Raw genomic sequence first — 25,647 nt, 5'->3', positions numbered from 1 at the left:
TGATCGCGCAGTTCCCCGCGCCCCTTAGGTGGGCATGCTGGGCGGTGTTTTCGCAGGCGTGGTCTCCAGCGCGGCCAGCGCAAGGCGTACCGCCTCGTCGAGCTGGACATCCCGCCCCGCCGCGTAGTCCTGGGGACGGCAGACGACCTCGACGTCGGGATCGACACCGTGGTTCTCGACGTCCCACCCGTAACCCTCCAGCCAGAACGCGTACTTGGGCTGGGTGACGAGCGTGCCGTCGACAAGCCGGTAGCGGCTGTCGATGCCGATCGTGCCACCCCAGGTACGCGTACCCACCACGGGCCCGATCCCGAGCGCCTTGATCGCCGCGTTCACGATGTCGCCGTCCGACCCGGAGAACTCGTTGGCGACGGCGACGACGGGCCCCCGGGGCGCGTCCCCCGGGTAGCTGTACGCCCGCATGCCGCGCGGCACGTCCCAGCCGACGATCCGCCGGGCCAGCTTCTCCACGACCAGCTGGGAGGTGTGCCCGCCCCGGTTCTCCCGGACGTCCACGACAAGACCCTCCCGCGCCACCTCGATCCGCAGGTCACGGTGGATCTGGGCCCAGCCGGGCGCCTGCATGTCCGGGACGTGGAGGTAGCCGAGCCGGCCGCCGGAGACCTCGTGGACGTACGCCCGCCGGTCCGCGACCCACGCGTGGTAGCGCAGCGGCTCCTCGGTGGCGACGGGCACCACGACCGCGTGCCGGGGCTCACCCCCGCCGGCGGGTGTCACGGTCAGCTCCACCGCCCTGCCCGCCGTACCGACAAGGAGGGGCCCGGGGCCCCTCACCGGGTCCACCGGATGCCCGGCGACGGCGACGATCGCGTCCCCGGCCCGCACCGCGACCCCGGGCGCGGCGAGCGGGGAGCGGGCGTCGGGGTCGGAGATCTCCGCGGGCAGCACCCGGTCGACACGCCAACTGCCGTCCTCGTGACGGGAGATGTCCGCCCCGAGCAGCCCCTGCCGGGCGCCCGGGCCATAGCCGCCGCGCGGGGTGACGTACGCGTGCGAGGTGCCCAGTTCGCCCTGCACCTCCCAGAGCAGGTCGACCAGGTCGTCGTGGGTGGCCACCTTCTCGATCAGCGGGCGGTAGCGGTCCAGGACGCCGGCCCAGTCGACTCCGCCGAGATCCGGGCGCCAGAAGTTGTCCCGCATGACGCGGCCGGTCTCGTCGTACATCTGACGCCACTCGGCGGCCGGGTCGACGGTCTGGCGGACCAGGCCGAGGTCGACGGTGATGTTGGTGTCGCTCTCCTCGTCACCGGAGGCCCGCCGGTCGCTCGGTACGACCTTGAGCTTGCCGTCGGTCCACAGCAGCAGCCGCTTTCCGTCGCCGCTGACCTCGAAGCCGTCGGCGTCCCCCGCCAGGTGTTCCAGGCGCTGCTGGACGAGGTCGTAGCGCTCCAGCTCGGTGTTCGGGTCGGGGTCGTCGGGTGTGGCCCGGGAGGAGCCGAGGACGCCGTGCACGGGGTGGCGCAGCCACAGCACGCCGTCCTTGGCGGCGGCCAGCCCGGAGTAGCGGCCGGCCTCGACCGGGAAGGGCACTATCCGGTCGGCGAGCCCTTCGAGGTCGATCCGGGTGGCCGGGGTGCCCTCGCTGTCGGGTGTCTCGTCCTTGTCGGGGGCGTCGAAGGGACGGCCGTGCCGCTGCGGGCCGAACGGCGAGGGGGTGGTGGCGGCCAGCGGGATGAGGTGCGGGCGGGCACCGGCCACGAAGGAGAGATCGAAGACGTGCTCGTCGTAGACCGGGTCGAAGGCGCGCGTGGAGAGGAACGCGAGGTGCTTGCCGTCGAGGGTGAAGGCCGGCGCGTAGTCGCGGAAGCGCAGCGGGGTGGCCTCGCTGACGGACAGGTCGGTGACGTTGGCGAGCTTGAGCTGGGCGAGCGGGCTGGGCCCGGGATGGGACCAGGCGAGCCAGCCGGAGTCGGGGGAGAACACCAGGTCGGAGACGTCGCCGTGCTCGCTGCTGTCGACCTCGCGGACCTCGCCGCTGTCCCGTTCGACGAGCAGCAGCCGTCCGTCGTGCGCGGCGACGGCGGCGCGGCTGCCGTCGGGTGCCATGGCGAGTTCCAGCACCCGGCCGAGGCGTCCGGCGGCGAGCCGGCGCGGGGCCGAGCCGGCCGCGGGTCCGGTGGCCGGGGCGAACTCCAGGGCGTCCTCGCCCTCGGCGTCCGTCACCCACACCACCCACTCCTCGCCCTCGGAGCGGAAGGTGCGCGGCAGCCGGGCCCGGACCCCCGGCTCGGCGGCGAGCGCACGGGCGGGCCCGGAGCGGTGGGTGACCCAGTGGACCGCCCCGCGCACCTCCACGGCACTGCCGCGGGCGGTGTGGTCGGGCGCGGCCCCGCCGAGCCAGCGGGCGGCGGTCACCGGGAAGGGGCGGCGGTCGGTGCGCTGTCCGCCGAGCCGGATGTCGAGGCGGCGGGGTTCGGCGCCGTCGAGGTCGTCAAGGAGCCACAGCTCGCCCGCGGACATGTACACGACCCGGGTGCCGTCCCCGGCCGCCTGCCGGGCGTAGAAGCCTCCCCCACTCTCGGCTTCGCTCGAGCGGGAGGTGCCCCCATGCGGCGTGTGCCGGCGCAGATCGGATCCGTCGGCGAGGGAGGAGTAGAGCGCGCCCGTCCCCTCGTGGTCGGAGAGGAACGCGATCCTGTCCCCCGCCCACACCGGGTACTCGATGTTCCCGTCGAGGTCCGCGTGCAGCCGTACGAACTCGCCCTCGCCCTGGAGGTCGATCCACAGCTTGCCCGCCGTGCCGCCCCGGTAGCGCTTCCACTGGGCGGCCTCGCGGCCCATCGGCGCGGACAGCAGCACGGTGTGCGGGCCGTGGGCGACGTTGCCGACCGGGCCGTACGGCAGGGTGGTGGCGGGTCCGCCGTCCAGCGGGACGGCCCGGGCCCAGCTGCGGCGCAGGGTCGCCTGGTCGTAGGTGCTGACGGCGAGGACCCGGCCGTCGGGGGTCCAGCCGCGCACCCGGGTCTGGGGGCTGCCCCAGTGGGTGAGCCGGGTCGTCGGCCCGCCGTCCACGGGGGCGATGTGCACCTCGGGGGCGCCGTCGCGGGTGGAGGTCCAGGCGACGGTGGTGCCGTCGGGCGAGATACGGGGCAGGGAGACCGGTACGTTGTCGGCGCTGACCCGCCAGGCGCGTCCGCCGTCGAGGGGCGCGAGCCACACGTCGTCCTCGGCGGTGAAGGCCGCCAACTCGCCGTGCAGGTGCGGGAATCTGAGGTATGCGGCAGACGTCGCGGGCTGTGTCACCCGATCACTGTAGGCAAGGACGCGCCGTCTGGTCAGGGGTTTCTGTCACTTCTGTGCCCCGTCGCCCGGCACTGTCCGGGTGACGGTGACCGTCACCGTGACCGTCGGCCGGCCGCCGGGCCGGGCGGAGCTGGGCGCGGTGACCGGCGAGGGGGTCGCGGAACCGCAGTCGCCGAGCCCGCTCACCCGGAAGATCTCCTTGTCGCCGACGTCCGCCGCCAGGTCTCCGCGCACGCAGTGTCCGTCGACGGCCCGGGTCACCTTGCCGGTCACGGTGAGGTCCCGTCCGTCGCGGGTCTTCCCCTGGCAGTCGACGGAGACCAGGGTCTCCTCGTCGGCCGCTCCCTGGTCGGCCACGCAGGTCAGCCAGCGGACGTCCACGTCATGGCGGCCGATCTCGGCGGTCGCGGCCTGGTCGGTCGTGTACGCCACCGACGCGCCGCTCACCCCGCCGCGGGGCTCGCACGCCACCGCCGCGGCCGCGACGACGGGTACGACCGCGAGAATCCAGGTCCGCCTCGACGTCCCCATGGAGTGCAGCCTGCCACTCGGACCCCGGGCCGCGACAGCCCCCCGTCCGGTCACGATCCCCGCAGCAGCAACCACTCCTGAAGTTCCACCAGATTGCCCTCGGGGTCCTTGAGATGGGCGACGCGCATCCGGTCGGTCAGCGGGGCGGGGCCGTGGATCAGGGTGGCGCCGCGTGCGGTGATCTGGGCGCAGTAGGCGTCCAGGTCGTCGACGCGCAGGGCGACCAGGGAGCGGTGGCCGTTCGCCTCGTCGCCCAGTTCGCCGAGAATCCCGGCCATCATCTCCCGGTCCTGGATGGCGATCCCGGCCGAGCCCGCCGCAGGGCTGAACTTCTCGTACGGGCCGTCCACCGCCCCCGACTGCGGCTTGAGGCCGAGGATGTCGGCGTAGAAGCGGTAGCAGGCGGCGAAGTCGGTGACGAGCAGCCGGACTTGGGCGAGTTCCACGGTGTGTCCTCCCTGCGGGTTGGTCAGGACCAGCGGCCGGTGCGTCCCAGGACGAGGGCGGTGGCGGCCGTGCCGGCGGTGGAGGTGCGCAGGACGCTGCGCCCCAGCCGGTACGCCCTCGCGCCGGCCTCCTCGAAGAGCGCCAACTCCTCGGGGGAGACGCCCCCTTCGGGTCCGACGACGAGCACGATCTCGCCGTCGGCGGGGAGCCCGGCGGTGGCGAGGGGCGCGCTGCCGTAGTCGCGGTCCTCGTGCAGCACTGCGGCGAAGTCGGCGCGGGCCAGAAGTTCCGCCACCTGCTTGGCCGTTGCCGCCTCGGTGACCTCGGGGAAGCGGACCCGGCGGGACTGCTTGCCGGCCTCGCGGGCGGTGGCCCGCCACTTCGCCAGCGCCTTCTGCCCGCGCTCGCCCTTCCACTGCGTGATGCAGCGGGCGGCGGCCCACGGGACGATCCGGTCGACCCCGGTCTCGGTCATCGTCTCCACGGCCAGCTCGCCCCGGTCGCCCTTGGGCAGGGCCTGGACGACGGTGACACGCGGCGACTCGGCCGGCTCCTCGACGACGTCCTTCAGACCGACGACCAGCCGGTCCCTGCCCTCGGCGGCGACCACCTCGCCCTCGGCCCAGCGTCCGGCGCCGTCGGTGAGGACGACCGTCTCCCCGGCCCGCAGCCGCTTCACGGAGACGGCGTGCCGTCCCTCGGGGCCGTCCAGCACGAACTCGCCCCCTGTGGGCAGCTCGTCCACGACGAACACCGGCGCGGTCATGCCGCGCCGTCCTCGGCCGGTGCCGGCGGCGCCGCGTCGAGTTCGGCCACCAGAAGCTCCACCAGCTCCCCCGCCGGGATCTCCCGGGCCATCCGGTGGCCCTGGCCCGCCCACAGTGCCATGCCCTGTGCGTCGCCCGCCTTGGCCGCGGCCTTGCGCAGCGGCGAGGTGAGGTGGTGGACCTCGGGGTAGGCGGCGGGCGCGTACGGGCCGTGCTCGCGCACGAAGCGGTTGGTCAGGCTGCGGGCCGGGCGGCCGGAGAAGGCGCGGGTCAGCTCGGTGCGCACGAACAGCGGGTCGGTGAGCGCCCGCTTGTGCGCAGCGTGCGCGCCCGACTCGGGTGTGGCGAGGAACGCGGTGCCCAGCTGGGCCGCGCTCGCGCCGGCCGCGAGGACCGCGGCGATCTGGCTGCCACGCATGATGCCGCCGGCGGCGACGATCGGCAGCCGTACGGCCTCGCGGACCTGGGCGAGGAGGGAGAGCAGGCCGGTGCCGCAGCCGTCGTTCTCGGGGAGGTCCTTGTGGGTGCCCTGGTGGCCGCCGGCCTCCACGCCCTGCACGATCACCGCGTCCGCACCGGCCTGCTCCACGGCGAGCGCCTCCTCGGCGGAGGTCACGGTGACCAGGGTGAGGGTGCCGGCCCGGCGCAGGGACTGAAGCGCCTCACCGCTCGGCACGCCGAAGTGGAAGGAGGCCACGGCCACCGGGTCGTCGAGGAGGACGGCGAGCTTGGCGTCGTAGCCGTCGTCACGGCCGCTGTCCGGGTCGCCGAGCTCGGTCTCGTACCAGGAGACCTCGCCGGCGAGCTGCTCGGCGTAGACCTGGACGGCGCCGGTCTCGGCATACTCCGGCTGCGGGAGGAAGAGGTTCACGCCGAAGGGACGGCTCGTGAGCCCGCGGAGCTGTTTGATCTCCTGGTACATGCCGTCGGCCGTCTTGTACCCGGCGGCGAGGAACCCCAGCCCGCCTGCCTCGGACACGGCGGCGGCGAGCTGCGGCACGGAGACACCGCCCGCCATGGGCGCCTGCACGATCGGATGGGGGCAGAGACCGGTCAGCACGGAGGACATGACGGCATGTTGTCACGTCCTCCGAACAAGTCCGAATCCGGCCCTCACAAGGGTTTTCACGGTCAGCGACCGTTAAAGGCATCCTTCAGCCGCGAGAACAACCCCTGCTGACCCGGCTGGAACTGGCCCAGGGGCCGTTCCTCGCCGCGTAGTTTCGCCAGCTCGCGCAGCAGTCGCTCCTGCTCCGGATCCAGCTTGCTCGGGGTCTGGACCTCGACGTGGACGATGAGGTCGCCGCGCCCGCCGCCGCGCAGATGCGTGACACCCCGCCCGTGCAGCGGGATCGACTGGCCGGACTGGGTGCCGGGCCGGATGTCGACCTCCTCCAGGCCGTCCAGCGTCTCCAACGGCACCTTGGTGCCGAGGGAGGCCGCGGTCATCGGGAGGGTGACCGTGCAGTGCAGGTCGTCACCGCGCCGCTGGAACATCGCGTGCGGCAGCTCGTGGATCTCGACGTACAGGTCACCGGCGGGACCGCCGCCGGGGCCGACCTCGCCCTCGCCCGCGAGCTGGATCCGCGTGCCGTTGTCGACACCCGCCGGGATCTTGACGGTGAGCGTGCGGCGGGAACGGACCCGGCCGTCGCCCGCGCACTCGGGGCACGGCGAGGGAACGACGGTGCCGAAGCCCTGGCACTGCGGGCAGGGGCGGGAGGTCATGACCTGGCCCAGGAAGGACCGGGTCACCTGGGACACCTCGCCACGGCCGCGGCACATGTCGCAGGTCTGGGCGGAGGTGCCCGGCGCCGCGCCCTCGCCACTGCAGGTGGTGCAGACGATCGCGGTGTCGACCTGGATGTCCTTGGTCGTGCCGAAGGCAGCCTCTTCCAGGTCCACCTCCAGCCGGATCATCGCGTCCTGGCCGCGCCGGGTGCGCGAGCGCGGGCCACGCTGGGACGCCGTACCGAAGAACGCGTCCATGATGTCGGAGAAGTTGCCGAAGCCACCGGCCCCGAAACCGCCCGCGCCACCGCCGCCCGCCTGCGAGAGGGGGTCGCCGCCGAGGTCGTAGACCTGCTTCTTCTGCGGGTCCGACAGCACCTCGTAAGCGGCGTTGATCTCCTTGAACCGCTCCTGGGTCTTCGGATCCGGGTTGACGTCCGGGTGCAGCTCGCGTGCGAGCCGACGGAACGCCTTCTTGATCTCATCCTGCGACGCGTCGCGGCGCACGCCGAGAACGGCGTAGTAGTCCGTGGCCACTTACGACTCCGCCAGGATCTGTCCGACGTACCGTGCCACCGCTCGTACCGCTCCCATCGTTCCCGGGTAATCCATGCGGGTCGGTCCGACCACGCCGAGCTTGGCGACTGCCTCGCCGCCCGAACCGTAACCGACCGACACCACGGAAGTGGAGTTGAGTCCCTCATAGGCGTTCTCGTGACCGATGCGTACGGTCATGCCCGAATCACCCGCCTCACCAAGGAGTTTGAGGAGGACGACATGCTCCTCCAGGGCCTCCAGGACGGGCCGGATGGTGAGGGGAAAGTCATGTCCGAAGCGGGTCAGATTGGCGGTGCCGCCGATCATCAGCCGCTCCTCGTTCTCCTCGACGAGGGTCTCCAGGAGGGTGGAGAGCACCGTCGAGACCGTGCCGCGGTCCTCGGCCTCGAAGGCGTCCGGCAGATCCTCCACCAGACGCGGCACATCACTGAACCGGCGGCCCGCGACCCGGCTGTTGAGCCGCGCGCGTAGATCCGCCAGAGAGGCCTCCCCGAAGGGCGCTGGGCAGTCCACCAGCCGCTGCTCGACCCGCCCGGTGTCCGTGATCAGCACGAGCATCAGCCGGGCGGGCGCGAGCGACAACAGCTCCACGTGCCGCACGGTGGACCGGGTCAGCGACGGATACTGCACGACGGCGACCTGCCGTGTGAGCTGCGCCAGCAGCCGTACCGTCCGCGCCACCACGTCGTCGAGGTCGACGGCGCCGTCGAGGAAGTTCTGGATGGCGCGCCGCTCGGGCGCGGTCATCGGCTTGACTCCGGCCAGCTTGTCGACGAACAGCCGGTAGCCCTTGTCGGTGGGGATGCGCCCGGCGCTGGTGTGCGGCTGGGCGATGAACCCCTCGTCCTCCAGGGCGGCCATGTCGTTACGGACCGTCGCCGGGGAGACACCGAGGTTGTGCCGCTCGGTGAGGGCCTTCGACCCCACGGGTTCCTCGGTACCGACATAGTCCTGGACGATGGCGCGCAGCACCTGCAGCCTGCGTTCGCTCAGCATCCGCGCACACCTCCAGAAGTCGTCCCCCCAGTCCCCTGGGTGCCTCCCCTGGCACTCTTCAGTTCCGAGTGCCAGCGTTCCCCGGCCCAGTGTACGGCCGTGGGGTACACCCCGGGCAAGGTAGACCAACCGCGTGGGGTCGTACAGCTAGCGTCGCGGTATGACGGTGACTTGGGAAGAGCTGGGGTGGGAGCGGGTCGCGGACGGGGTCGGGCGGGTGCGGCTGCCCGGCTGGGACTGCACGGTCGGGCTGGCCGTGGGGGCGGACGCGGTGCTGATGGTGGACGCCGGGTCGAGCCCGGCGGAGGGCGCGCGGCTACGTGCGCAGGCCGAGGAGCTGTCCGGCGGCCGTGTGACCCATCTCGCTCTCACCCATGCCCACTTCGACCATGTGTTCGGCGCCGCGGCGTTCCCGGAGGCGGTGATCCTCGGTGCGGCGGGGCTGGAGTCGGTGTCCACGGCGGAACTCCGCGCGGACGCGGTCCGCAACGGTCTGCCGGAGGCGACGGCGGCCGAGGCCGCCCTGGTCCGCCCGCACCGTCTCGTCCCCGGCGAGTGGCCCCTCGACCTGGGCGGCGGCCGACAGGTGCGGCTGGCGAACGTCGGCCCCGGCCACACGGCGCACGACCTGGCGGTTCTGGTCTCCGGCCCGCCGCCGGTGGTCTTCTGCGGCGACCTGGTCGAGGAGTCCGGCGCACCCCAGGCCGGCCCGGACGCCGTACCCTCCCGCTGGCCGGCCGCCCTCGACCGACTGCTGGCCCTGGGCGGCGAGGACGCGCTGTACGTCCCCGGCCACGGAGCGGTCGTCGACGCGGCGTTCGTACGGGCCCAGCGGGACGCGCTCGCGACGCGTTTCGGCGTGTCGCTCTGACCGGGCGGACGCTTCTCCTATCGTCATCCGAATGCGCCAGTACTCCGCCGACCTGACCCCTCCCTGGAAGAAGCCGAAGCCCGTCCCCGAGGTCGAGGCGGAGCCCGGCCTGGTGGTGGAGGAGCCCGGCACCGGTTTCTGCGGCGCGGTGATCCGCTGCGAGGCGGGCACGGTCACCCTGGAGGACCGCTTCGGCAAGCACCGGGTGTTCCCGCTGGAGCCGAGGGGTTTCCTGCTGGAGGGCCGCGTGGTGACCCTCGTCAGACCGACTTCAGGACCGCCCGTACGACCCGCCCGCACCGCCTCCGGTTCGGTCGCCGTCCCCGGCGCACGCGCGCGTGTGGCCCGCGCCGGGCGGATCTACGTCGAGGGCCGGCACGACGCCGAGCTGGTCGAGAAGGTCTGGGGCGACGACCTGCGCGTCGAGGGCGTGGTCGTGGAGTACCTGGAGGGCGTGGACGACCTGCCGTCGATCGTCGCCGAGTTCGCCCCCGGTCCGGACGCCCGCCTGGGCGTCCTGGTGGACCACCTGGTCCCCGGCACGAAGGAGTGGCGCATCGCGCGGTCGGTCACGAGTGAGCACGCCCTGGTGGTCGGGCACCCGTACATCGACATCTGGGAGGCGGTGAAGCCGTCGTCCCTGGGCATCCCCGGCTGGCCGCGCGTCCCGCACGGCCAGGACTGGAAGACCGGCGTGTGCCGGGCCCTGGGCTGGCCCTCGGAGAACACCGGGGCGGTGTGGCAGGCGATCCTGAAACGGGTGAACTCCTACAAAGACCTGGAACCGGAGCTGCTGGGCAGGGTCGAGGAACTGATCGACTTCGTGACAGCACCCGCGTAACTGCGGGCAATCGTGCCTCCCCCAGTGCCTCAAGGGCCTGGGGGGACCCCCAGGCGGCACGGGTGGGCGCAGGCGGCACCCCGCAAGCGCGGGCAAGCGAAACGAACCCCCGCCCAGCCCCGGCACCGGGTGCCTAGTCCACCAGGTCCCGCACCACCGCGTCCGCCAGCAGCCGCCCCCGCAGGGTGAGCACGGCGCGGCCCTCGTCGTACGGCCCGTCCTCCAGCAGCCCCTCCCCCCGCGCCCGCCGGGAAGCCGCCAGCCCCTCCTCCCGCAGCAGCGACAGCGGCACCCCCTCCCGCAGCCGCAGCTCCAGCAGGATCCGCTCGACCCGCCGGTCCTCGTCCGACAGGAGCTCACGCCCCGCGCCCGGTGAGCGCCCGGCGGCCAGTGCCGCCGCGTACGCCCCCGGGTGCTTCACGTTCCACCAGCGCACGCCGCCGACGTGGGAGTGGGCGCCGGGGCCCGCGCCCCACCAGTCGGCGCCGCGCCAGTACAGCTCGTTGTGGAGGCAGCGGCCGGCGGCGGAGGTGGCCCAGTTGGAGACCTCGTACCAGTCGTACCCGGCGGCCGACATGACCTCGTCGGCGATCAGATAGCGGTCCGCGTGGACGTCGTCGTCGGTCATGGGGACCTCGCCCCGGCGGATGCGGCGGGCGAGCTGGGTGCCCTCCTCGACGATCAGGGCGTAGGCCGAGATGTGGTCCGGGCCCGCGCCCAGCGCCGCGTCCAGGGACGCCCGCCAGTCGTCGTCCGACTCGCCCGGGGTGCCGTAGATCAGGTCGAGGTTGACGTGTGCGAAGCCCGCGGCCCGCGCCTCCGCCACGCACGCCTCCGGGCGGCCGGGGGTGTGCGTGCGGTCGAGCACCTTCAGCACGTGCTGCCGGGCGCTCTGCATGCCGAAGGAGACGCGGTTGAAGCCGCCGGCGCGGAGGGCCGCCAGATACGCCGGGTCCACCGACTCCGGGTTCGCCTCGGTGGTGATCTCCGCGTCGGCCGCGAGGCCGAACTCGTCGCGGATCGCCGCCAGCATGCGGACGAGGTCGCCGGCGGCCAGCAGGGTGGGGGTGCCGCCCCCCACGAAGACCGTACGGACGGGTCGCGGGTCGTCGCCGAGGACCTTCCGGGCGAGGCGGATCTCGTCGATCAGGGTGTCGGCGTAGTTGTCGCGGGAGGCGAGGACGCCGCCGGTGCCGCGCAGCTCGGTCGCGGTGTAGGTGTTGAAGTCGCAGTACCCGCAGCGGGTCGCGCAGTAGGGGACGTGCAGATAGAACCCGAGGGGGCGGTCGGCGGCGCCGGTGAGCGCGTACGCCGGGAGCGCGCCGTCGTCGGGCACCGGCTCGCCGTCGGGGAGTGCGGAAGGCATGCCCTCCATTGTCCAGCACCCGGCGGACGGCTACTCCGCCTGGAGCACCAGCAGTGCCAGGTCGTCCTCCGGCGGCAGCTCGCCGAACTCGTGCACCAGGCGGCGGATGCGCTCGGCGATCATGTCCGCGTCCAGGCCGACGCAGCCCGCGAGGGCGACGGCGAGGCCGTCGCCGTCGTCGAACTGGCGGGGGCCGGAGCGGCGCTCGGTCACCCCGTCGGTGACGCACAGCAGACTGTCGCCGGTCCGCAGTTCCAGCACGTCACAGGTGTAGGTGGCGTCCTCGACGACCCCGAGGAGGGTCTGCGGGCGCGCGGCCGTGGCGACCGAGCCGTCCGGTGCCAGCAGCAGCGGCAGCGGGTGTCCGGCGGAGGCGAGGGTGCAGCGGACCCCGCCCTCGAAGGGGGCCAGCTCGCCGTAGAGGAGCGAGAGGAAGCGGGTCTGCGGGCCGTCGCCGGGCCCGGCCGGGCCGACGAAAGCACGGGCGGCGGCGTCGGCGGCCTCGGTGGCGTCGTCGAGGAGGAGCTGGTTGAGGCGGTCCAGGACGTCGGCGACGCCGTAGCCCTCGCGGGCCAGCAGCCGCAGCCAGGGCCGGGCCAGACCGATCACGACGGCCGCCTCGGGGCCCTTGCCCTGGACGTCGCCGATCGCGAAGCACCAGCGGCCCTCGCTCGCCGGGAACAGGTCGTAGAAGTCGCCGCTCGGCCCGCCCTGCTCGCGCGGCTCGTGGACCAGGGCGCTGCGCAGGCCGGGGATCTCGGCGACCGCGCCGGGCAGCAGCCCGCGCTGCAGGACCGCGCTGATGGTGGCCTGCCGGGCGTACTGGCGGGCCGCGCCGATCGCCAGCGCCACCCGGCGGCCGAGGTCCTCGACGAGTCCGGTGACCTCGTCGGGGAAGACGGGCTGCCCGGCCCGCCCGATGACCAGGATGCCCAGCGGCCGGCCTCCCGCGACCAGCCGGTGGGCGAGCGCGGCGCCGCGCGGGCCCAGGGCGGCGCCGGGCCAGGGGAAGGGTTCGGGGCCCGAGGTGAGTGACTCGGGGGGACGCGGCGGGTCCTTCTCCAGGGCCCGGCGCAGGTCCTCGATGAGGTTCTCGCTGCCGTGCCAGACCCGGGCGAGGCGCGGCCCCTGGCCGCCCGCCCACTCCCCCCGGCTGACCTCGTCCTCCAGCCACACCGCGCACCAGTCGGCGAGCCGCGGGACGACCAGCTGGCCGGTGAGCGCGGCGACGAGATCCTCGTCGAGCTGACCGGCGAGCAGGTCGGAGGCTTCGGCGAGGAACGACAGGGCGCCCCGGTTCAGCCACTCCTCGCCCCGGCCGGCGGCCGCCGGCTGGAGTTCCGGGGCGAGCGCCTCTATCAGGCCCAGCGGGGCGGCGGCGGGCGCCAGGCCGGTCACCGGGCCGGTCACCGGGGTGAGACCCGGAGAAAAGCCCGGAGAGAGGCCCGGAGGGAGGCCCGGAGGGAGGCCGTCCTCGCCGTCGTACGGCTCGGGCGGTAACGGCAGCAGCCGCGCCCAGACGGTCTTCGTCCCCCTGCGGTACGTCACTCCCCACGCGTCGGCGAGCGCGGCGACCAGACGCAGCCCGCGGCCGTACTCGGGGATCTCGTACGGCGCTTCGGCGGGGTGGTCGCGCGGGGCGCGGGAGGGGTGGTGGTCGGAGACCTCCACTACGACGGCGGGGTGCTGGGGGTCGTCGGGGTGCTCGGGGTGCGCTTCGAGTCGGCACAGCAGTTCGACGTCGGTGCCGGCGTGCACGACGGCGTTGGTGACGAGTTCGCTCACGACGAGGACCGCGTCCTCGGTGAGGCGTTCGACGGCGTTCTCCACGCCGGGCAGACCGAGCCCGGCCCAGCCGGTCAGCGCGGCGCGCAGCAGGTCACGGGCGGCGCCGGGCGCGTGGGAACCGCCGGCCAGGGTCGCCCGGGTGCAGGGAAGCGCGCCCGGCGTGTGCGCGGGCGCACCACCGGCACGGGAGAAGAACTCCCGCTGGGTCGGAATGGCACCCATGCACAGCTCCCGGACTGCTCGGCGAATGCCGCCAGAGTGACAGACCGGACCCGCCCATAAGCAAGCGGTTACCGAAGTGGATCGCCTTGAGTGAGAAGGGTGATGCGCGTGTGCTCGGAAACGGACGGTTTGATGACGCAAACCGTCCGTTCCGCAGCGGTGCTTTTCGGTCAGGCCTCGCGCGCTCCGGCGTACATCTCGTCGATGAGGTGCTTGTACTCACGCTCCACCACGGGCCGCTTCAGCTTGAGGCTCGGGGTGATCTCGCCGTGCTCCACATCGAGGTCGCGCGGCAGCAGCCGGAACTTCTTGATGGTCTGCCAGCGCTGGAGACCCTCGTTGAGCTGGGTGACGTACCCCTCGACCATCGCGACCGTGGCGGGCGCGGCGACGATGTCGGCGTACGTCCTGCCCTCCAGGCCGTTCTCCTTCGCCCACTCCAGAAGGGACGGCTCGTCCAGGGCGACGAGCGCGGTGCAGAAGTTCCGGTCGGCGCCGTGCACGAGGATGTTGGAGACGTACGGGCACACCGCCTTGAACTGGCCCTCGACCTCGGCGGGCGAGATGTACTTGCCGCCGGACGTCTTGATGAGGTCCTTCTTGCGGTCGGTGATGCGGAGATAGCCGTCGGGGGAGAGTTCGCCGATGTCGCCGGTGTGGAACCAGCCGTCGGCCTCCAGGACCTCGGCGGTCTTCTCGGGCAGCTTGTGGTAGCCCTCCATGATGCCGGGGCCGCGCAGCAGGATCTCGCCGTCCTCGGCGATCCGCACCTCGGTGCCGGGCAGCGGCTTGCCGACCGTGCCGGTGCGGTAGGCCTCGCCGGGATTCACGAAGGAGGCGGCGGAGGACTCGGTGAGGCCGTAGCCCTCCAGGATGTGGATGCCGGCGCCGGCGAAGAAGTAGCCGATCTCGGGCGAGAGGGCGGCGGAGCCGGAGACACAGGCGCGCAGCCGGCCGCCGAAGGCCTCGCGGATCTTCGCGTAGACGAGCGCGTCGGCGACCTTGTGCTTGGCGGCGAGGCCGAAGGGGGCGCCCGCGGTGCCGGTGCGGCGGAAGTTGTCCTGGCTGGCCTTGGCGTACTCGCGGGAGACCTCGGAGGCCCACTGAAAGATCTTGTACTTGGCGCCGCCGCCGGCCCGGGCCTTCGCGGCGACCCCGTTGTAGACCTTCTCGAAGATCCGCGGCACGGCGGCCATGTACGTCGGCTGCACCACCGGCAGATTCTCGATGATCTTGTCCACGCGGCCGTCCATGGCGGTGACATGGCCGACCTCGATCTGGCCCGAGGTGAGCACCTTGCCGAAGACGTGCGCGAGCGGCAGCCACAGGTACTGCACGTCCTCGGCGCTGATCAGCCCGGTCGCGGCGATCGCCTTCGCCATGTACGACCAGTTGTCGTGCGGGAGGCGCACTCCCTTGGGGCGGCCCGTGGTCCCGGAGGTGTAGATGAGGGTGGCGAGCTGGTCCTTGGTGATCGCGCCGACCCGCTCCTTGATCAGCTCCGGCTCCTTCTCCAGCCGGACCGCGCCGCGCTTCTCCAGCTCGTCGAGGGTGAGGATCCAGTCGCCGGCTTCGACTCCGGCCGCGTCGATCACCACGACGTGTGTGAGCTCGGGCAGCTCGGCGCGCTTCTCCACCGCCTTGGCGAGCTGCGCCGCGTCCTCGGCGATCAGCACCCGGCTCTCGGAGTCGGAGAGGATGTACGCCGATTCGTCCGCGTTGGTCTGCGGGTAGACGGTGGTGGTGGCCGCACCGGCGCACATGATGCCGAGGTCGGCGAGGATCCACTCGATCCGGGTGGACGAGGCGAGCGCCACGCGCTGCTCGGGCGTCACGCCCAGCTCGATGAGCCCGGCCGCGATGGCGTACACCCGATCGGCGGCCTGCGCCCAGCTCAGCGACTTCCAGTCGTCGGGACCCTGGCCTGACGCGGCCGGCACCGGGTGGCGGTACGCCTCCGCGTCGGGCGTGGCCGCCACGCGCTCCAGGAAGAGGCCCGCGACGGACGGCGGACGGTTCTCGATCAGGGTCTGTGTGTCGCTCACGACATCCTCCGGGCCCGCGGCGATGCGGCTGGCTGGGTTACACGGCTGACTTGGTCGAACGGCGGCTGGTCAAACGGCAGCCGGGTGGAACGGCCGGCTTGTTTAACTCGCGAGTAACTATCGGGCAGGGACAGAGTAGAGGGCGACCGGCCTGCGCGTAAGGGGCCACAGAGGGTCACTTTCACCTGAACAAGGGCACGGGGCCCGCCACGCCGACGCGTGACGGGCCCCATATTCCGACGTGCCGCGCGGCTACTTCTTGCCCTTGCCGGCGCCGGCGCCGTCGTCACTGCTGAGGACGGCGATGAAGGCCTCCTGCGGAACCTCCACGGAACCCACCATCTTCATCCGCTTCTTGCCTTCCTTCTGCTTCTCCAGCAGCTTCCGCTTACGGGAGATGTCACCGCCGTAGCACTTGGCGAGGACGTCCTTGCGGATGGCGCGGATGGTCTCGCGGGCGATCACCCGGGAGCCGATGGCGGCCTGGATCGGCACCTCGAAGGCCTGCCGCGGGATCAGCTCGCGCAGCTTGGCGACGAGCCGCACCCCGTACGCGTACGCGGCGTCCTTGTGGGTGATCGCCGAGAACGCGTCCACCTTGTCGCCGTGCAGCAGGATGTCGACCTTGACCAGGCTGGAGGTCTGCTCGCCGGTGGGCTCGTAGTCCAGCGACGCGTAACCGCGCGTCTTCGACTTCAGCTGGTCGAAGAAGTCGAAGACGATCTCGGCGAGCGGGAGGGTGTAGCGGATCTCGACCCGGTCCTCGGAGAGGTAGTCCATGCCGAGCAGGGTGCCGCGCCGGGTCTGGCACAGCTCCATGATCGAGCCGATGAACTCGGTCGGCGCGAGGATGGTGGCGCGTACGACCGGCTCGTACACCTCGTCGATCTTCCCCTCGGGGAACTCGCTCGGGTTGGTGACGGTGTGCTCGCTGCCGTCCTCCATCACCACCCGGTAGACCACGTTCGGCGCGGTGGCGATCAGGTCGAGACCGAACTCGCGCTCCAGCCGCTCGCGGATCACGTCGAGGTGGAGCAGGCCGAGGAAGCCGACGCGGAAGCCGAAGCCGAGGGCGGCGGAGGTCTCCGGCTCGTAGACGAGGGCGGCGTCGTTGAGCTGGAGCTTGTCCAGCGCCTCGCGCAGCTCGGGGTAGTCGGAGCCGTCCAGCGGATACAGACCGGAGAAGACCATCGGCTTGGGGTCCTTGTACCCGCCGAGCGCCTCGGTCGCCCCCTTCTGCCGACTGGTGACGGTGTCGCCGACCTTCGACTGGCGGACGTCCTTCACACCGGTGATCAGATAGCCCACCTCGCCGACGCCGAGGCCGTCCGCCGACAGCATCTCGGGCGAGTTCGTGCCGATCTCCAGCAGCTCGTGCGTCGCGCCGGTGGACATCATCTTGATCTGCTCGCGCTTGCTCAGCTGACCGTCGATGACCCGGACGTACGTGACCACGCCCCGGTACGAGTCGTACACCGAGTCGAAGATCATCGCGCGGGCGGGGGCGTCCGCGACGCCGACCGGCGCCGGAATGTCCCGGACCACCCTGTCGAGCAGCGCGTCCACACCGACACCGGTCTTCGCGGACACCCGCAGCACGTCGTCGGGGTCGCAGCCGACGAGGTTCGCGAGTTCCGCCGCGAACTTCTCGGGCTGCGCGGCCGGCAGGTCGATCTTGTTGAGCACCGGGATGATCGTGAGGTCGTTCTCCATCGCCAGGTAGAGGTTGGCGAGGGTCTGGGCCTCGATGCCCTGGGCGGCGTCGACGAGGAGAACGGTCCCTTCACAGGCCGCGAGCGACCGCGAGACCTCGTAGGTGAAGTCGACGTGCCCCGGGGTGTCGATCATGTTGAGGATGTGCGTGTCGTTCTTGTCGTGGGTGGGAGCCCACGGCAGCCGCACCGCCTGGGACTTGATCGTGATGCCGCGCTCGCGCTCGATGTCCATCCGGTCGAGGTACTGAGCACGCATCTGCCGCTGCTCGACCACCCCGGTCAGCTGGAGCATCCGGTCGGCGAGGGTGGACTTGCCGTGGTCGATGTGCGCGATGATGCAGAAGTTGCGGATCAGAGCCGGGTCGGTACGGCTCGGCTCGGGCACATTGTTAGGGGTCGCGGGCACGCAGGGTCCTGATTCTTGAGATATCCGCAGGGGTCAGCGGCTCGGGTCGGATCGATACGTAGGCTCCATGGTCCCACGGGCGGGGACCGGGGGCCGGTTTGGGCCGTTCTCGGGTCCGCTGGTAACGTGGACAGCTGTGTCTCATGCCCTCTCAGCGCGGGACACGTCGGAAACCAGGAAACAGAAGAGGCTTACTTCGTGGCGAACATCAAGTCCCAGATCAAGCGGATCAAGACCAACGAGAAGGCGCGGCTGCGCAACAAGGCCGTCAAGTCCTCCCTCAAGACCGCGATCCGCAAGGCCCGCGAGGCCGCTGCCGCGGGTGACGTCGAGAAGGCCACCGAGCTCCAGCGCGCTGCCGCGCGTCAGCTCGACAAGGCCGTCTCCAAGGGTGTCATCCACAAGAACCAGGCCGCCAACAAGAAGTCGGCGCTGGCCACCAAGGTCACGTCCCTCAAGGGCTGAACCCTTTCCTTGATCTGATCGCCGGAAGGAATCAGGGCGGGCCCTCTCTCATCCGCCCCCGACCGGCACCCTCGGACCCGCGCGCGACCTGCGTTCGCCACGCGGGCGCGGGTCCAACAGCTTGATCTTGAGGCCCGGGTCTCCCGTCCTTGCCCGGACGGGAGACCCGGGCCTCAAGCATGCCTGCTGGTTCATGACCAGAACGCGTTGGCCTTCTCGATGTCCGCCAGGCATTCGTCGAGGTCGCTGATCTTGTCTCCGACGATCCGGAAGACGATGCATCCGGTGTCGTCCATGTGTTTGCCGTTCCGGTCGGCGCTGAAGCGGTGCACGGCGACGGCGTGGCCCCGGTCGTCGACGAGGATGTCGCGCAGTTCGACGCGCATCGTCCCGCCGGTCTCGGAGAAGAGCCGGCCGTACATGTCGATGATCGCGTCCGTGCCCTTGAAGTCGCCCGAGAGCGGGTGGGAGCCGGGTACGTGGTGTGTACAGTCCCCGGTCATCATCCCGCGCAGGGCGTCCATGTCCCCTCGGACGAAGGCCTCGTATCCTCTGCGCACGAGCATGGCGTGCGGGTGTTCAGCCATGGAGATCGCCACCTTTCCCAGACCGGTCCAAGTCCGGCGATATACGGCTGTCACGCACGATTGTCCTCCCCCGCCCGCCTAACGTCCTCTGGAACGGGCCGCCCTCGCGACGGCCACGACCGCCTTCTCCAGGGCGTACTCCGGGTCGTCCCCGCCGCCCTTCACGCCCGCGTCCGCCTCGGCCACGGCCCGCAGCGCGACCGACACACCGTCGGGCGTCCACCCCCGCATCTGCTGTCTGACCCGGTCGATCTTCCACGGCGGCATGCCCAACTCCCTTGCGAGATCCGCCGGCCGGCCACCGCGCGCGGAGGACAGCTTGCCGATGGCCCGGACGCCCTGGGCGAGCGCGCTGGTGATCAGTACCGGCGCAACCCCCGTGGCCAGCGACCAGCGCAGCGCCTCCAGCGCCTCGGCGGCCCGCCCCTCCACCGCCCGGTCGGCGACGGTGAAGCTCGACGCCTCCGCCCGCCCGGTGTAGTACCGCGCCACGACCGCCTCGTCGATGGTCCCCTCGACGTCGGCGACCAGCTGCGTCACCGCGGACGCCAGCTCCCGCAGATCGCTGCCGATGGAGTCGACGAGCGCCTGGCAGGCCTCGGGCGTGGCGGACCGCCCGGTGGCCCGGAACTCCTGTCTGACGAAGGCCAGCCGGTCCGCCGGCTTGGTCATCTTCGGACAGGCCACCTCCCGCGCGCCCGCCTTGCGCGCGGCGTCCAACAGCGCCTTGCCCTTGGCCGCGCCGGCGTGCAGCAGCACGAGCGTGATCTCCTCGGCCGGCGCCCCGAGGTAGTTCTTCACGTCCTTGACGGTGTCGGCGGACAGGTCCTGCGCGTTGCGTACGACCACGACCTTGCGCTCCGCGAAGAGCGACGGGCTGGTCAGCTCGGCGAGCGTGCCGGGCTGCAACTGGTCCGGGGTCAGGTCCCGTACGTCCGTGTCGGCGTCGGAGGCCCTGGCGGCGGCCACCACCTCCCGCACGGCACGGTCGAGCAGGAGGTCCTCCTGGCCCACGGCAAGCGTCACCGGAGCAAGAGGGTCGTCATTCGCAGTCTTCCTGGCCATTGCGCCAAGCATGGCACGAGCCACTGACAACACGGCCGGCGCAAGCGAGCGTACCCACCCCGCGGCTACGGCTCCCCGCAGCTACGGCTCCTCGCGCCACCCCTCCCACTCCCCCGCGAACTCGTCCAACGCCCCCGCGTCCAGCACCCCCGTCTCATCCCCCAGCACCACCAACCACTGCGCGTCCTCCGCGTCGTCCTCCCCCGCCAACGCATCGCGGACGATCCGGGGCTCCTCGACCACCCCGAACCGCTCGGCAAGCTCCCGCACCACCTCCTCCGCGGCGTCACGGTCGGGCAGCACCAGCACATGTCTCACATCACTCACGGAGCGATTCTCCTCCGCGCCGTCAGCCCTTCGGCACGATCTGCACATCCAGCTCGATCCGAATGCTCGGCCCCACCACCGCGATGCCCCGCGCCAGCATCGTCTGCCAGCTCACCGTGAAGTCGTCCCGGTGCAGTTCGGTACGCGCCCGACAGGCCGCCCGCGCCTCGCCGCCCATGCCGGTGCCGAGCCCGAGGTACTCCGCGTCGAGCGTGACCGTGCGCGTCACCCCGTGCAGGGACAGAGCACCCGTGACGGCCCACCGGTTGCCGCCCTTGTGCGCGAACCGGTCGCTGTAGAACTCCAGCGTGGGATACCGCCCCACGTCCAGGAAGTCCGCCGACCGCAGATGGTCGTCCCGCATCTTCACGTTCGTGTCGATGGACGCCGCGTCGATCACCACATGCATCGCCGACTGCTCCATCCGGTCCGCGATGCGCACCGCCCCCGCGAAGGAGTTGAACCGCCCGTGGATCCGGGCGAGCCCGATGTGCCGCGCGGTGAACCCGATCGACGAATGCGTCTGCTCGATCTCCCAGTCCCCGGGCTCCGGCAGCTCCGGCGGCCTGGCCACCTGGAGCGTCACATCGCCGAGCGAGGCCAGCGTGTTCTCCCCGACCGTCGCGGTAACCCGGTAGGGCGTGTACCCCTCGGCGGACACGGCGAGCCGGTACTCCCCGGCCGGCACGGTCGTCATGAACGCCCCGAACGGGTCCGTTCCGCCGCTCACCACCTTGCGCCCCATCGCGTCGCTCACCGCGAACTCCGCGTTCGGCACCGGTTCGTTGACCGGATCGAGCACCCGGCAGCTCAGCACCCCGGCGTTCTCCGGAGTCCGGACCGCCGCGAGGGGACTCGCCCGCTGTATTCGGTTCGTACGGTTTCCCAGCCAACGGCTGATCATCTACGCCACCCCTGCGCGACTCGACTCCACCTGTTAACGAAGACGCATTCGATCACCGATGCGGCTTTCGAGGCAACAGAGGACCACATCACGGGAAACCAACACATCTGCCGACACTACGCATGAGTAACCCCTTGTGCCCGGCTGTATCCGGAATTATCCCGTCCGCCCGCTGTCCCCGGCCCGCACCTCCGGCACCCGCTCCAACTCGATCCCGAACCGCTCCCGGTACACCTCCAGCACCTCCTCGTCCTTCACCAGCTCCTGCTCCTCGCTCCCTCCGTCGGCGGCCGTCACCTTCAGCCGGCGTCCGCTCAGGGTGATCCGCCCGCCCTCCTCCGTCACCCGCGAGCAGACCAGCGACCGCGTGAAGTGCGACCCCGGAGACGTCCGGTGCCACCAGGCCCCCGCCACGAAGTCCCCCAGCGCCCTCGGCCGCGCCTCCAGCCGGTACTCGCGGACCCCGTTGCGCACGACGTCCAGGTCGGCCGCCTCCGCCGACCTGCCCGGCCCGCTCTTCACCCCCGCCGCGTCCGCCCCGGCCTCGGTGATCCGGAACAGCCCGCCGGGGTCCTCCTGTTCACCGCGCGCCTCCCAGCGGAGCGGGTAGTGGCTGTGCGCCCCGAACCCCACGTCGGCCAGCCACTCCCCCGCGTCCACGGTCCGCACCACCAGCACCATGTGGTCGTAGGGGATCCCGAGCCGCCCCTCCTCCCCGTACACCCGCGCCGCGAGCCGTGTCACCTCGAACCCCAGCGCCGAGAGCAGCGCGCCGAACGCGCCGTTCAGCTCGTAACAGAACCCTCCTCTCCGTCTCTTCGTGACCTTCTCCACCAGCCACCGCTCCTCCAGCACGATCTCCTCGCCGAGATGGACCGACAGGTTCTCGAAGGGCACCATCTGCAGATGCCGCAGGTGCAGCTCACGCAGTACGTCGAAGGTGGGCCAGGCCGACTGCCCGACCCCGAGACGGCGCAGATAGGCATCGACAAGACGGGCATCCAGGCGGGAATCGATCCGTGCGGGTGTCATGACCTCAGTCTCGCGCCACCCGCAGCGCCCCGCCCGTACCCACGACCGCGAGTGCGCCGTCCTGGTCCGTCCGCAGCACCGCCGCCCCCGTCGCCCGCAGCGCCGCGACCGTACCGGGCGCCGGATGGCCGTACGGGTTGTCCGCGCCGGCCGAGATGAGCGCGAGCCTCGGCGCCACCGCGCGTATCAGGTCAGGATCCTGGTAGGCCGAGCCGTGATGGGCCACCTTGAGCACGTCCACCCCGCCGATCGAGGCCGCCGGCGCGGATCGTGCCAGCGCCCGCTGGGCCGGGGGTTCGAGGTCCCCGAGCAGCAGCATCCGCAGCCCTGCCGAGCGCACGAGCAGGGTCACACTCGCGTCGTTCGGCCCGTCCGGCTCGAGCACCGGACTCGACGGGGGTCCCCCCGGGGCCGAGCCCGGCCGGGAGCTCGGGGGAGGCCACAGCACCTCCCATTCGAGACCACCGACCCACCGCCGCTCCCCCGCCACGGCCGGCACGACGGGAATCCGCCGCTCCCGAGCCTCCTCCCGTACGAACTCCACCTGGTCGGGCGGCTCCTCGAACCCCGTAGTCTCGATCGCGCCCACGGCCCGCCCGCGCAGCACACCCGGCAGCCCGGTCACATGGTCGGCGTGGAAGTGGGTGAGGACGACGAGCGGCACCCTGGTGATGCCCAGCGTGCGCAGACACCGGTCGACCGGCTCCGGATCGGGCCCCGCGTCCACCACCACGCCGGTGCCCTCGCCCGCCGCGAGGACCATCGCGTCGCCCTGCCCGACATCGCACATCGCCAGTCGCCAGCCCGGCGGCGGCCAGCCCGTGACCACCCGGGTCAGCGGCGCCGGCTGGACCACGGCGAGCAGCAGCAACAGCCCGCAGCCCCCGCACAGCCACGGGTGTCCCAGCAGCCGTCGCCCGAGCAGCGCCACCACCGCCGTGACCAGGGCGAGCAGCAAGGCACCGGCCCAGCTGCCGGGCCAGTCGACTCCCGCACCCGGCAGCGCCGCCCCGGCCCGCGCGACTCCCGCGATCCACCCGGCCGGCCAACTCGCGCCCCACGCCAGCGCTCTGGCCACCGGCATCGCCACCGGAGCCGTCGCCAGCGCCCCGAAGCCCAGCACCGTGGCGGGCGCGACCGCGAACTCCACGAGCAGATTGCACGGCACCGCCACCAGGCTCACCCGCGCCGACAGCACCGCGACGACCGGCGCGCACAGCGCCTGCGCGGCGCCCGCCGCCGCCAACGCCTCCGCCAGCCGGGGCGGCACCCCCCGCCCGCGCAACGCGGCACTCCAGCGCGGCGCCAGCGTCAGCAGGGCGCCCGTGGCGAGGACCGACAGCAGGAACCCGTAACTCCGGGCCAGCCACGGGTCGTACAGCACGAGCACCAGGACCGCCGCCGCCAGCGCGGGCAGCAGTGACCTGCGGCGACCGGTCGCGAGGGCGAGCAGCACCACGGCTCCGCAGGCGGCGGCCCGCAGCACACTCGGATCCGGCCGGCACACCACGACGAAGGCCAGCGTGAGCGCCCCGCCGAGCACCGCGGTCCCCCGCAGCGGGATGCCCAGGCGGGGCGCGAGGCCCCGGCGCTCGACATGCTGGGCCAGCCCCGGCGGCCCGAGGAGCAGGGCGAGGATGATCGTGAGGTTGCTGCCGGAGACGGCCAGCGTGTGGGCGAGGTCGGTCTCCTTGAACGCCTCGTCCAGCTCCGGCGTGATCCGTGCGGTGTCCCCCACCACAAGTCCCGGCAGCAGCGCCCGGGCATCCGCCGGCAGTCCGTCGGTCGCCTCCCGCAGCCCTGCCCGCAGTCGTCCGGCCGTCCGCTGCGCTGCCGACGGCTCCCGCACGACCTCCGGTGCCGTACGGTCCCGTACCCGCAGTACGGCCGCGATCCGGTCGCCTCCCGTCAGCGCGGGAGCCAGCCGCCCGGACACCCGCACCCGCGTGGACGGCAACAGACCGAGCCACGGCGAGGGCTTCTGCGGCCCACCGGCGAGGGCACGGGCGTCCACGATCATCAGCACCGGTGCCCGGGTACCGGCCGCCGTCCCGTCCGGCCCCTCGACGCCGCGCACCTCCGCGTGGACCAGCACGGCGTCCGGAGTCACATGGTCGCCTCTGACCCGGGGCCGGGTCAGCCGTGGGTCGGAGGTGATCTCGACCTCGGCGGTGACGTTCGCGTACTCCCGTGCCAGCCCGGGCACCGGCCCCCGCCGCAGGTCGGCCCCGTGCAGCCCGGCCGAGACGGCCGCCGCGGCGACACAGAGCAGCGAGGCGGCGACGGTGGCCCGCGGCCAGGAGCGCCGCCGGGCCCGCACGGTGGACCTGGTCCGCGAGCTGCCCGGCGCCCCGCGCGAACCCACGGGGGCCCGCTCGCCCACCGACCACGACGCCCCTCGTCCCAGGCCCAGGCCCAGGCCCAGGCCCAGTAGGACGATCGCGGCGACCAGCCCCACGGCCGCGACCGCGCCCACCACCTTCGGCGCCGCGTCCAGCGTCAGCGCGGCCGTCGCCCAGGCCGCGAGCGCGGGTGGCAGCAGACGCAGATCGGCCGGTCCTTCCTGGCGTGGGTTGGCATCGCCCAGGCGACTGCCGGAAGCGGCGTGCACGGCCCTGCGGCGGCGGAAGAAAGAGGAGTCCGGCCCGCTCGGGGCGACCTCGCCGACCGTCGGCCCCGTCCCGCTCGGGGCGACCTCGCCGACCGCCGGCCCCGTCCCGTCCCCGCGCCTCATGGCCGTACGAGGTTCCGCAGGTCGGCGTAGCGCCGCTCGCCGATGCCGTTGACCTCGCGCAGTTCGTCCACCGAGCGGAATCCGCCGTGCTGGGTGCGGTAGTCGACGATGTGCTGCGCCAGCACCGGGCCCACGCCCGGCAGCGCGTCGAGCTGCTCCACGGTGGCCGTGTTGAGGGAGACAGGGGCCGCGGGCCCGGCGGCCGCTCCCCCGACCGCCGCCGCGGTGGGCGGCGCCGGACCCCCCACGACGACCTGCTCCCCATCCACGAGGAACCGCGCCCGGTTGAGACCGTCGGTGTTCGTACCCGGCCGCACCCCACCGGCCGCGCTCAGCGCGTCGACCACCCGGGAACCCGCCGGAAGGCGCTTGATGCCGGGCCGGCGGACCTTGCCGCCGACGTCCACGACGATCTCCACGCCGGCTCCGGCCGAGGCCGTGGGCTCGGGCGTCCCCTTCCGTTCCGTCACGTCGTAGGGTGCCGCCGCCCGCACCACCTCCGGGGCCCGCACGGGCTGGGTGCGGCCGGTCCAGAAGTGCTGCACGGCGAAGACGGCCGCGACGACCAGCACCGCCGTGAGCGCGAGCACGCTCCCGCGCTCCATGCCGCAGCGCGCCTGCACCCACACCGGCAGCCGCTCCCGCAGAGCCGCCCCGGCCCGCTCACGCCAGTCCCCTGGCGGGGCGCCTTCCCGAGGAGGGGGTGGACTCGGCGCATCCGGCAGCTCCGACGGCGGACCGGGTCCGTCCTCATCCCGCGCCGCGAACAACACCTCCGCTCGGCGCCGTAGTTCGGTCGCCGGGGCGGGGCGTTGCCGGACGCGGCCCGGGCCGGGTGGACGGCGGGGGCGGACACGGCTGTCGGAGCCAAGTCCCCGCCCAGGGCCGCTGGTCGCGTGGGGGATGCGTGTGCGTGAGCGTGATCGAAGTGCCATGCCTCGAGGATCGGACACTTCGCCGATTCATGATGATCTTGGTCAAATTC

21 protein-coding genes are annotated in these 25,647 nt (G+C 72.5%); 3 read left to right on the top strand and 18 right to left on the bottom strand.

What is annotated here, in order from left to right:
* Nucleotides 1-24: 24 nt before the first annotated feature.
* From ACFPIH_RS28025 to hrcA, 7 genes are all read right to left on the bottom strand, one after another.
* Nucleotides 25-3,264 carry a S41 family peptidase gene (locus tag ACFPIH_RS28025; RefSeq protein WP_381172851.1) on the bottom strand — a complete coding sequence of 1,080 codons (3,240 nt, stop codon included), beginning with the start codon at nt 3,262-3,264 and terminating at the stop codon, nt 25-27.
* A 45-nt stretch (nt 3,265-3,309) separates the two neighbouring features.
* Nucleotides 3,310-3,795 (bottom strand): hypothetical protein, encoded by a 486-nt coding sequence (locus ACFPIH_RS28020; RefSeq protein WP_381172854.1) that lies wholly within the window; start codon nt 3,793-3,795, stop codon nt 3,310-3,312.
* Between the two features lie 50 nt (nt 3,796-3,845).
* Entirely contained in the window at nt 3,846-4,241 is a 396-nt protein-coding gene (locus ACFPIH_RS28015; RefSeq protein ID WP_381172856.1) for a VOC family protein, read from the bottom strand.
* A 23-nt stretch (nt 4,242-4,264) separates the two neighbouring features.
* Complete coding sequence (locus tag ACFPIH_RS28010; protein WP_381172859.1) at nt 4,265-5,008, bottom strand: 16S rRNA (uracil(1498)-N(3))-methyltransferase; 744 nt, start codon at nt 5,006-5,008, stop codon at nt 4,265-4,267.
* A complete protein-coding gene (locus ACFPIH_RS28005) occupies nt 5,005-6,078 on the bottom strand; it encodes a nitronate monooxygenase (RefSeq protein ID WP_381172862.1) in 1,074 nt (357 codons plus the stop codon). Before ACFPIH_RS28005 ends, ACFPIH_RS28010 begins: the two co-directional genes overlap by 4 nt.
* A 62-nt stretch (nt 6,079-6,140) precedes the next feature.
* The gene (gene dnaJ / locus ACFPIH_RS28000) at nt 6,141-7,277 is read right to left on the bottom strand and encodes a molecular chaperone DnaJ (RefSeq protein WP_381172865.1); all 1,137 of its coding nucleotides are present in this window, start codon (nt 7,275-7,277) and stop codon (nt 6,141-6,143) included.
* Nucleotides 7,278-8,294 (bottom strand): heat-inducible transcriptional repressor HrcA, encoded by a 1,017-nt coding sequence (hrcA, locus tag ACFPIH_RS27995; protein ID WP_381172867.1) that lies wholly within the window; start codon nt 8,292-8,294, stop codon nt 7,278-7,280.
* 160 nt (nt 8,295-8,454) lie between these two features.
* Here hrcA and ACFPIH_RS27990 point away from each other — a divergent pair, with 160 nt between their 5' ends.
* Both ACFPIH_RS27990 and ACFPIH_RS27985 read left to right on the top strand, forming a co-directional pair.
* Nucleotides 8,455-9,165, top strand: a complete 711-nt coding sequence (locus tag ACFPIH_RS27990) for an MBL fold metallo-hydrolase (protein WP_381172869.1) — start codon at nt 8,455-8,457, stop codon at nt 9,163-9,165.
* 31 nt (nt 9,166-9,196) lie between these two features.
* Nucleotides 9,197-10,006, top strand: a complete 810-nt coding sequence (locus ACFPIH_RS27985; RefSeq protein ID WP_381172871.1) for a DUF3097 domain-containing protein — start codon at nt 9,197-9,199, stop codon at nt 10,004-10,006.
* A gap of 133 nt (nt 10,007-10,139) precedes the next feature.
* On the opposite strand, the gene hemW is transcribed toward ACFPIH_RS27985, so the two are convergent.
* The 4 genes from hemW to lepA all read right to left on the bottom strand — a co-directional run bounded on the left by hemW (nt 10,140) and on the right by lepA (nt 17,548).
* Nucleotides 10,140-11,372, bottom strand: coding sequence for a radical SAM family heme chaperone HemW (hemW, locus tag ACFPIH_RS27980; RefSeq protein ID WP_381172873.1), 1,233 nt, complete (start codon nt 11,370-11,372; stop codon nt 10,140-10,142).
* 30 nt (nt 11,373-11,402) lie between these two features.
* Nucleotides 11,403-13,382, bottom strand: a complete 1,980-nt coding sequence (locus ACFPIH_RS27975; RefSeq protein WP_381172876.1) for a SpoIIE family protein phosphatase — start codon at nt 13,380-13,382, stop codon at nt 11,403-11,405.
* Nucleotides 13,383-13,552: 170 nt separating this feature from the next.
* The gene (locus tag ACFPIH_RS27970; protein ID WP_381172878.1) at nt 13,553-15,427 is read right to left on the bottom strand and encodes an AMP-dependent synthetase/ligase; all 1,875 of its coding nucleotides are present in this window, start codon (nt 15,425-15,427) and stop codon (nt 13,553-13,555) included.
* A 252-nt stretch (nt 15,428-15,679) separates the two neighbouring features.
* On the bottom strand, nt 15,680-17,548 hold the full coding sequence (lepA, locus tag ACFPIH_RS27965) for a translation elongation factor 4 (RefSeq protein WP_381172880.1): 1,869 nt from the start codon (nt 17,546-17,548) through the stop codon (nt 15,680-15,682).
* Between the two features lie 198 nt (nt 17,549-17,746).
* Between lepA and rpsT the strand changes: the two genes are divergently transcribed.
* Nucleotides 17,747-18,013: a 30S ribosomal protein S20 gene (rpsT, locus tag ACFPIH_RS27960; RefSeq protein WP_381172882.1), complete on the top strand. Its 267-nt coding sequence runs from the start codon at nt 17,747-17,749 to the stop codon at nt 18,011-18,013.
* A gap of 191 nt (nt 18,014-18,204) precedes the next feature.
* Here the strand turns inward: rpsT and ACFPIH_RS27955 are convergent, their stop codons facing one another.
* The 7 genes from ACFPIH_RS27955 to ACFPIH_RS27925 all read right to left on the bottom strand — a co-directional run bounded on the left by ACFPIH_RS27955 (nt 18,205) and on the right by ACFPIH_RS27925 (nt 25,597).
* Nucleotides 18,205-18,600 carry a nuclear transport factor 2 family protein gene (locus ACFPIH_RS27955; protein ID WP_381172884.1) on the bottom strand — a complete coding sequence of 132 codons (396 nt, stop codon included), beginning with the start codon at nt 18,598-18,600 and terminating at the stop codon, nt 18,205-18,207.
* A 78-nt stretch (nt 18,601-18,678) separates the two neighbouring features.
* The gene (gene holA / locus ACFPIH_RS27950) at nt 18,679-19,665 is read right to left on the bottom strand and encodes a DNA polymerase III subunit delta (RefSeq protein ID WP_381172886.1); all 987 of its coding nucleotides are present in this window, start codon (nt 19,663-19,665) and stop codon (nt 18,679-18,681) included.
* A gap of 81 nt (nt 19,666-19,746) precedes the next feature.
* Complete coding sequence (locus tag ACFPIH_RS27945) at nt 19,747-19,992, bottom strand: RNA-binding protein (RefSeq protein ID WP_381172888.1); 246 nt, start codon at nt 19,990-19,992, stop codon at nt 19,747-19,749.
* 22 nt (nt 19,993-20,014) lie between these two features.
* Nucleotides 20,015-20,896: a YceI family protein gene (locus ACFPIH_RS27940; protein ID WP_381172890.1), complete on the bottom strand. Its 882-nt coding sequence runs from the start codon at nt 20,894-20,896 to the stop codon at nt 20,015-20,017.
* Nucleotides 20,897-21,052: 156 nt separating this feature from the next.
* Nucleotides 21,053-21,928 carry an arylamine N-acetyltransferase family protein gene (locus tag ACFPIH_RS27935; RefSeq protein ID WP_381172892.1) on the bottom strand — a complete coding sequence of 292 codons (876 nt, stop codon included), beginning with the start codon at nt 21,926-21,928 and terminating at the stop codon, nt 21,053-21,055.
* Between the two features lie 4 nt (nt 21,929-21,932).
* Nucleotides 21,933-24,662: a ComEC/Rec2 family competence protein gene (locus tag ACFPIH_RS27930; RefSeq protein WP_381172894.1), complete on the bottom strand. Its 2,730-nt coding sequence runs from the start codon at nt 24,660-24,662 to the stop codon at nt 21,933-21,935.
* The gene (locus ACFPIH_RS27925) at nt 24,659-25,597 is read right to left on the bottom strand and encodes a ComEA family DNA-binding protein (RefSeq protein ID WP_381172896.1); all 939 of its coding nucleotides are present in this window, start codon (nt 25,595-25,597) and stop codon (nt 24,659-24,661) included. The genes ACFPIH_RS27930 and ACFPIH_RS27925 overlap by 4 nt, the downstream gene beginning before the upstream one ends.
* Nucleotides 25,598-25,647 lie beyond the last annotated feature (50 nt).

Source organism: Streptomyces vulcanius (assembly GCF_042653945.1).
Lineage (GTDB): Bacteria > Actinomycetota > Actinomycetes > Streptomycetales > Streptomycetaceae > Streptomyces > Streptomyces mangrovi.
This window is presented reverse-complemented; position numbering and strand designations above follow the sequence as displayed.

Bases quoted from the DNA above. Each gene is read 5' to 3' on its own strand.
- ACFPIH_RS27955 (WP_381172884.1), bottom strand. From the start codon at position 18,600: ATGGCTGAACACCCGCACGCCATGCTCGTGCGCAGAGGATACGAGGCC.
- ACFPIH_RS27985 (WP_381172871.1), top strand. From the start codon at position 9,197: ATGCGCCAGTACTCCGCCGACCTGACCCCTCCCTGGAAGAAGCCGAAG.
- ACFPIH_RS27975 (WP_381172876.1), bottom strand. From the start codon at position 13,382: ATGGGTGCCATTCCGACCCAGCGGGAGTTCTTCTCCCGTGCCGGTGGT.
- ACFPIH_RS27940 (WP_381172890.1), bottom strand. From the start codon at position 20,896: ATGATCAGCCGTTGGCTGGGAAACCGTACGAACCGAATACAGCGGGCG.
- ACFPIH_RS28020 (WP_381172854.1), bottom strand. From the start codon at position 3,795: ATGGGGACGTCGAGGCGGACCTGGATTCTCGCGGTCGTACCCGTCGTC.
- ACFPIH_RS27990 (WP_381172869.1), top strand. From the start codon at position 8,455: ATGACGGTGACTTGGGAAGAGCTGGGGTGGGAGCGGGTCGCGGACGGG.
- hemW (WP_381172873.1), bottom strand. From the start codon at position 11,372: ATGCCTTCCGCACTCCCCGACGGCGAGCCGGTGCCCGACGACGGCGCG.
- ACFPIH_RS27925 (WP_381172896.1), bottom strand. From the start codon at position 25,597: ATGGCACTTCGATCACGCTCACGCACACGCATCCCCCACGCGACCAGC.
- hrcA (WP_381172867.1), bottom strand. From the start codon at position 8,294: ATGCTGAGCGAACGCAGGCTGCAGGTGCTGCGCGCCATCGTCCAGGAC.
- ACFPIH_RS27930 (WP_381172894.1), bottom strand. From the start codon at position 24,662: ATGAGGCGCGGGGACGGGACGGGGCCGGCGGTCGGCGAGGTCGCCCCG.
- ACFPIH_RS28010 (WP_381172859.1), bottom strand. From the start codon at position 5,008: ATGACCGCGCCGGTGTTCGTCGTGGACGAGCTGCCCACAGGGGGCGAG.
- ACFPIH_RS28005 (WP_381172862.1), bottom strand. From the start codon at position 6,078: ATGTCCTCCGTGCTGACCGGTCTCTGCCCCCATCCGATCGTGCAGGCG.
- ACFPIH_RS27935 (WP_381172892.1), bottom strand. From the start codon at position 21,928: ATGACACCCGCACGGATCGATTCCCGCCTGGATGCCCGTCTTGTCGAT.
- holA (WP_381172886.1), bottom strand. From the start codon at position 19,665: ATGGCCAGGAAGACTGCGAATGACGACCCTCTTGCTCCGGTGACGCTT.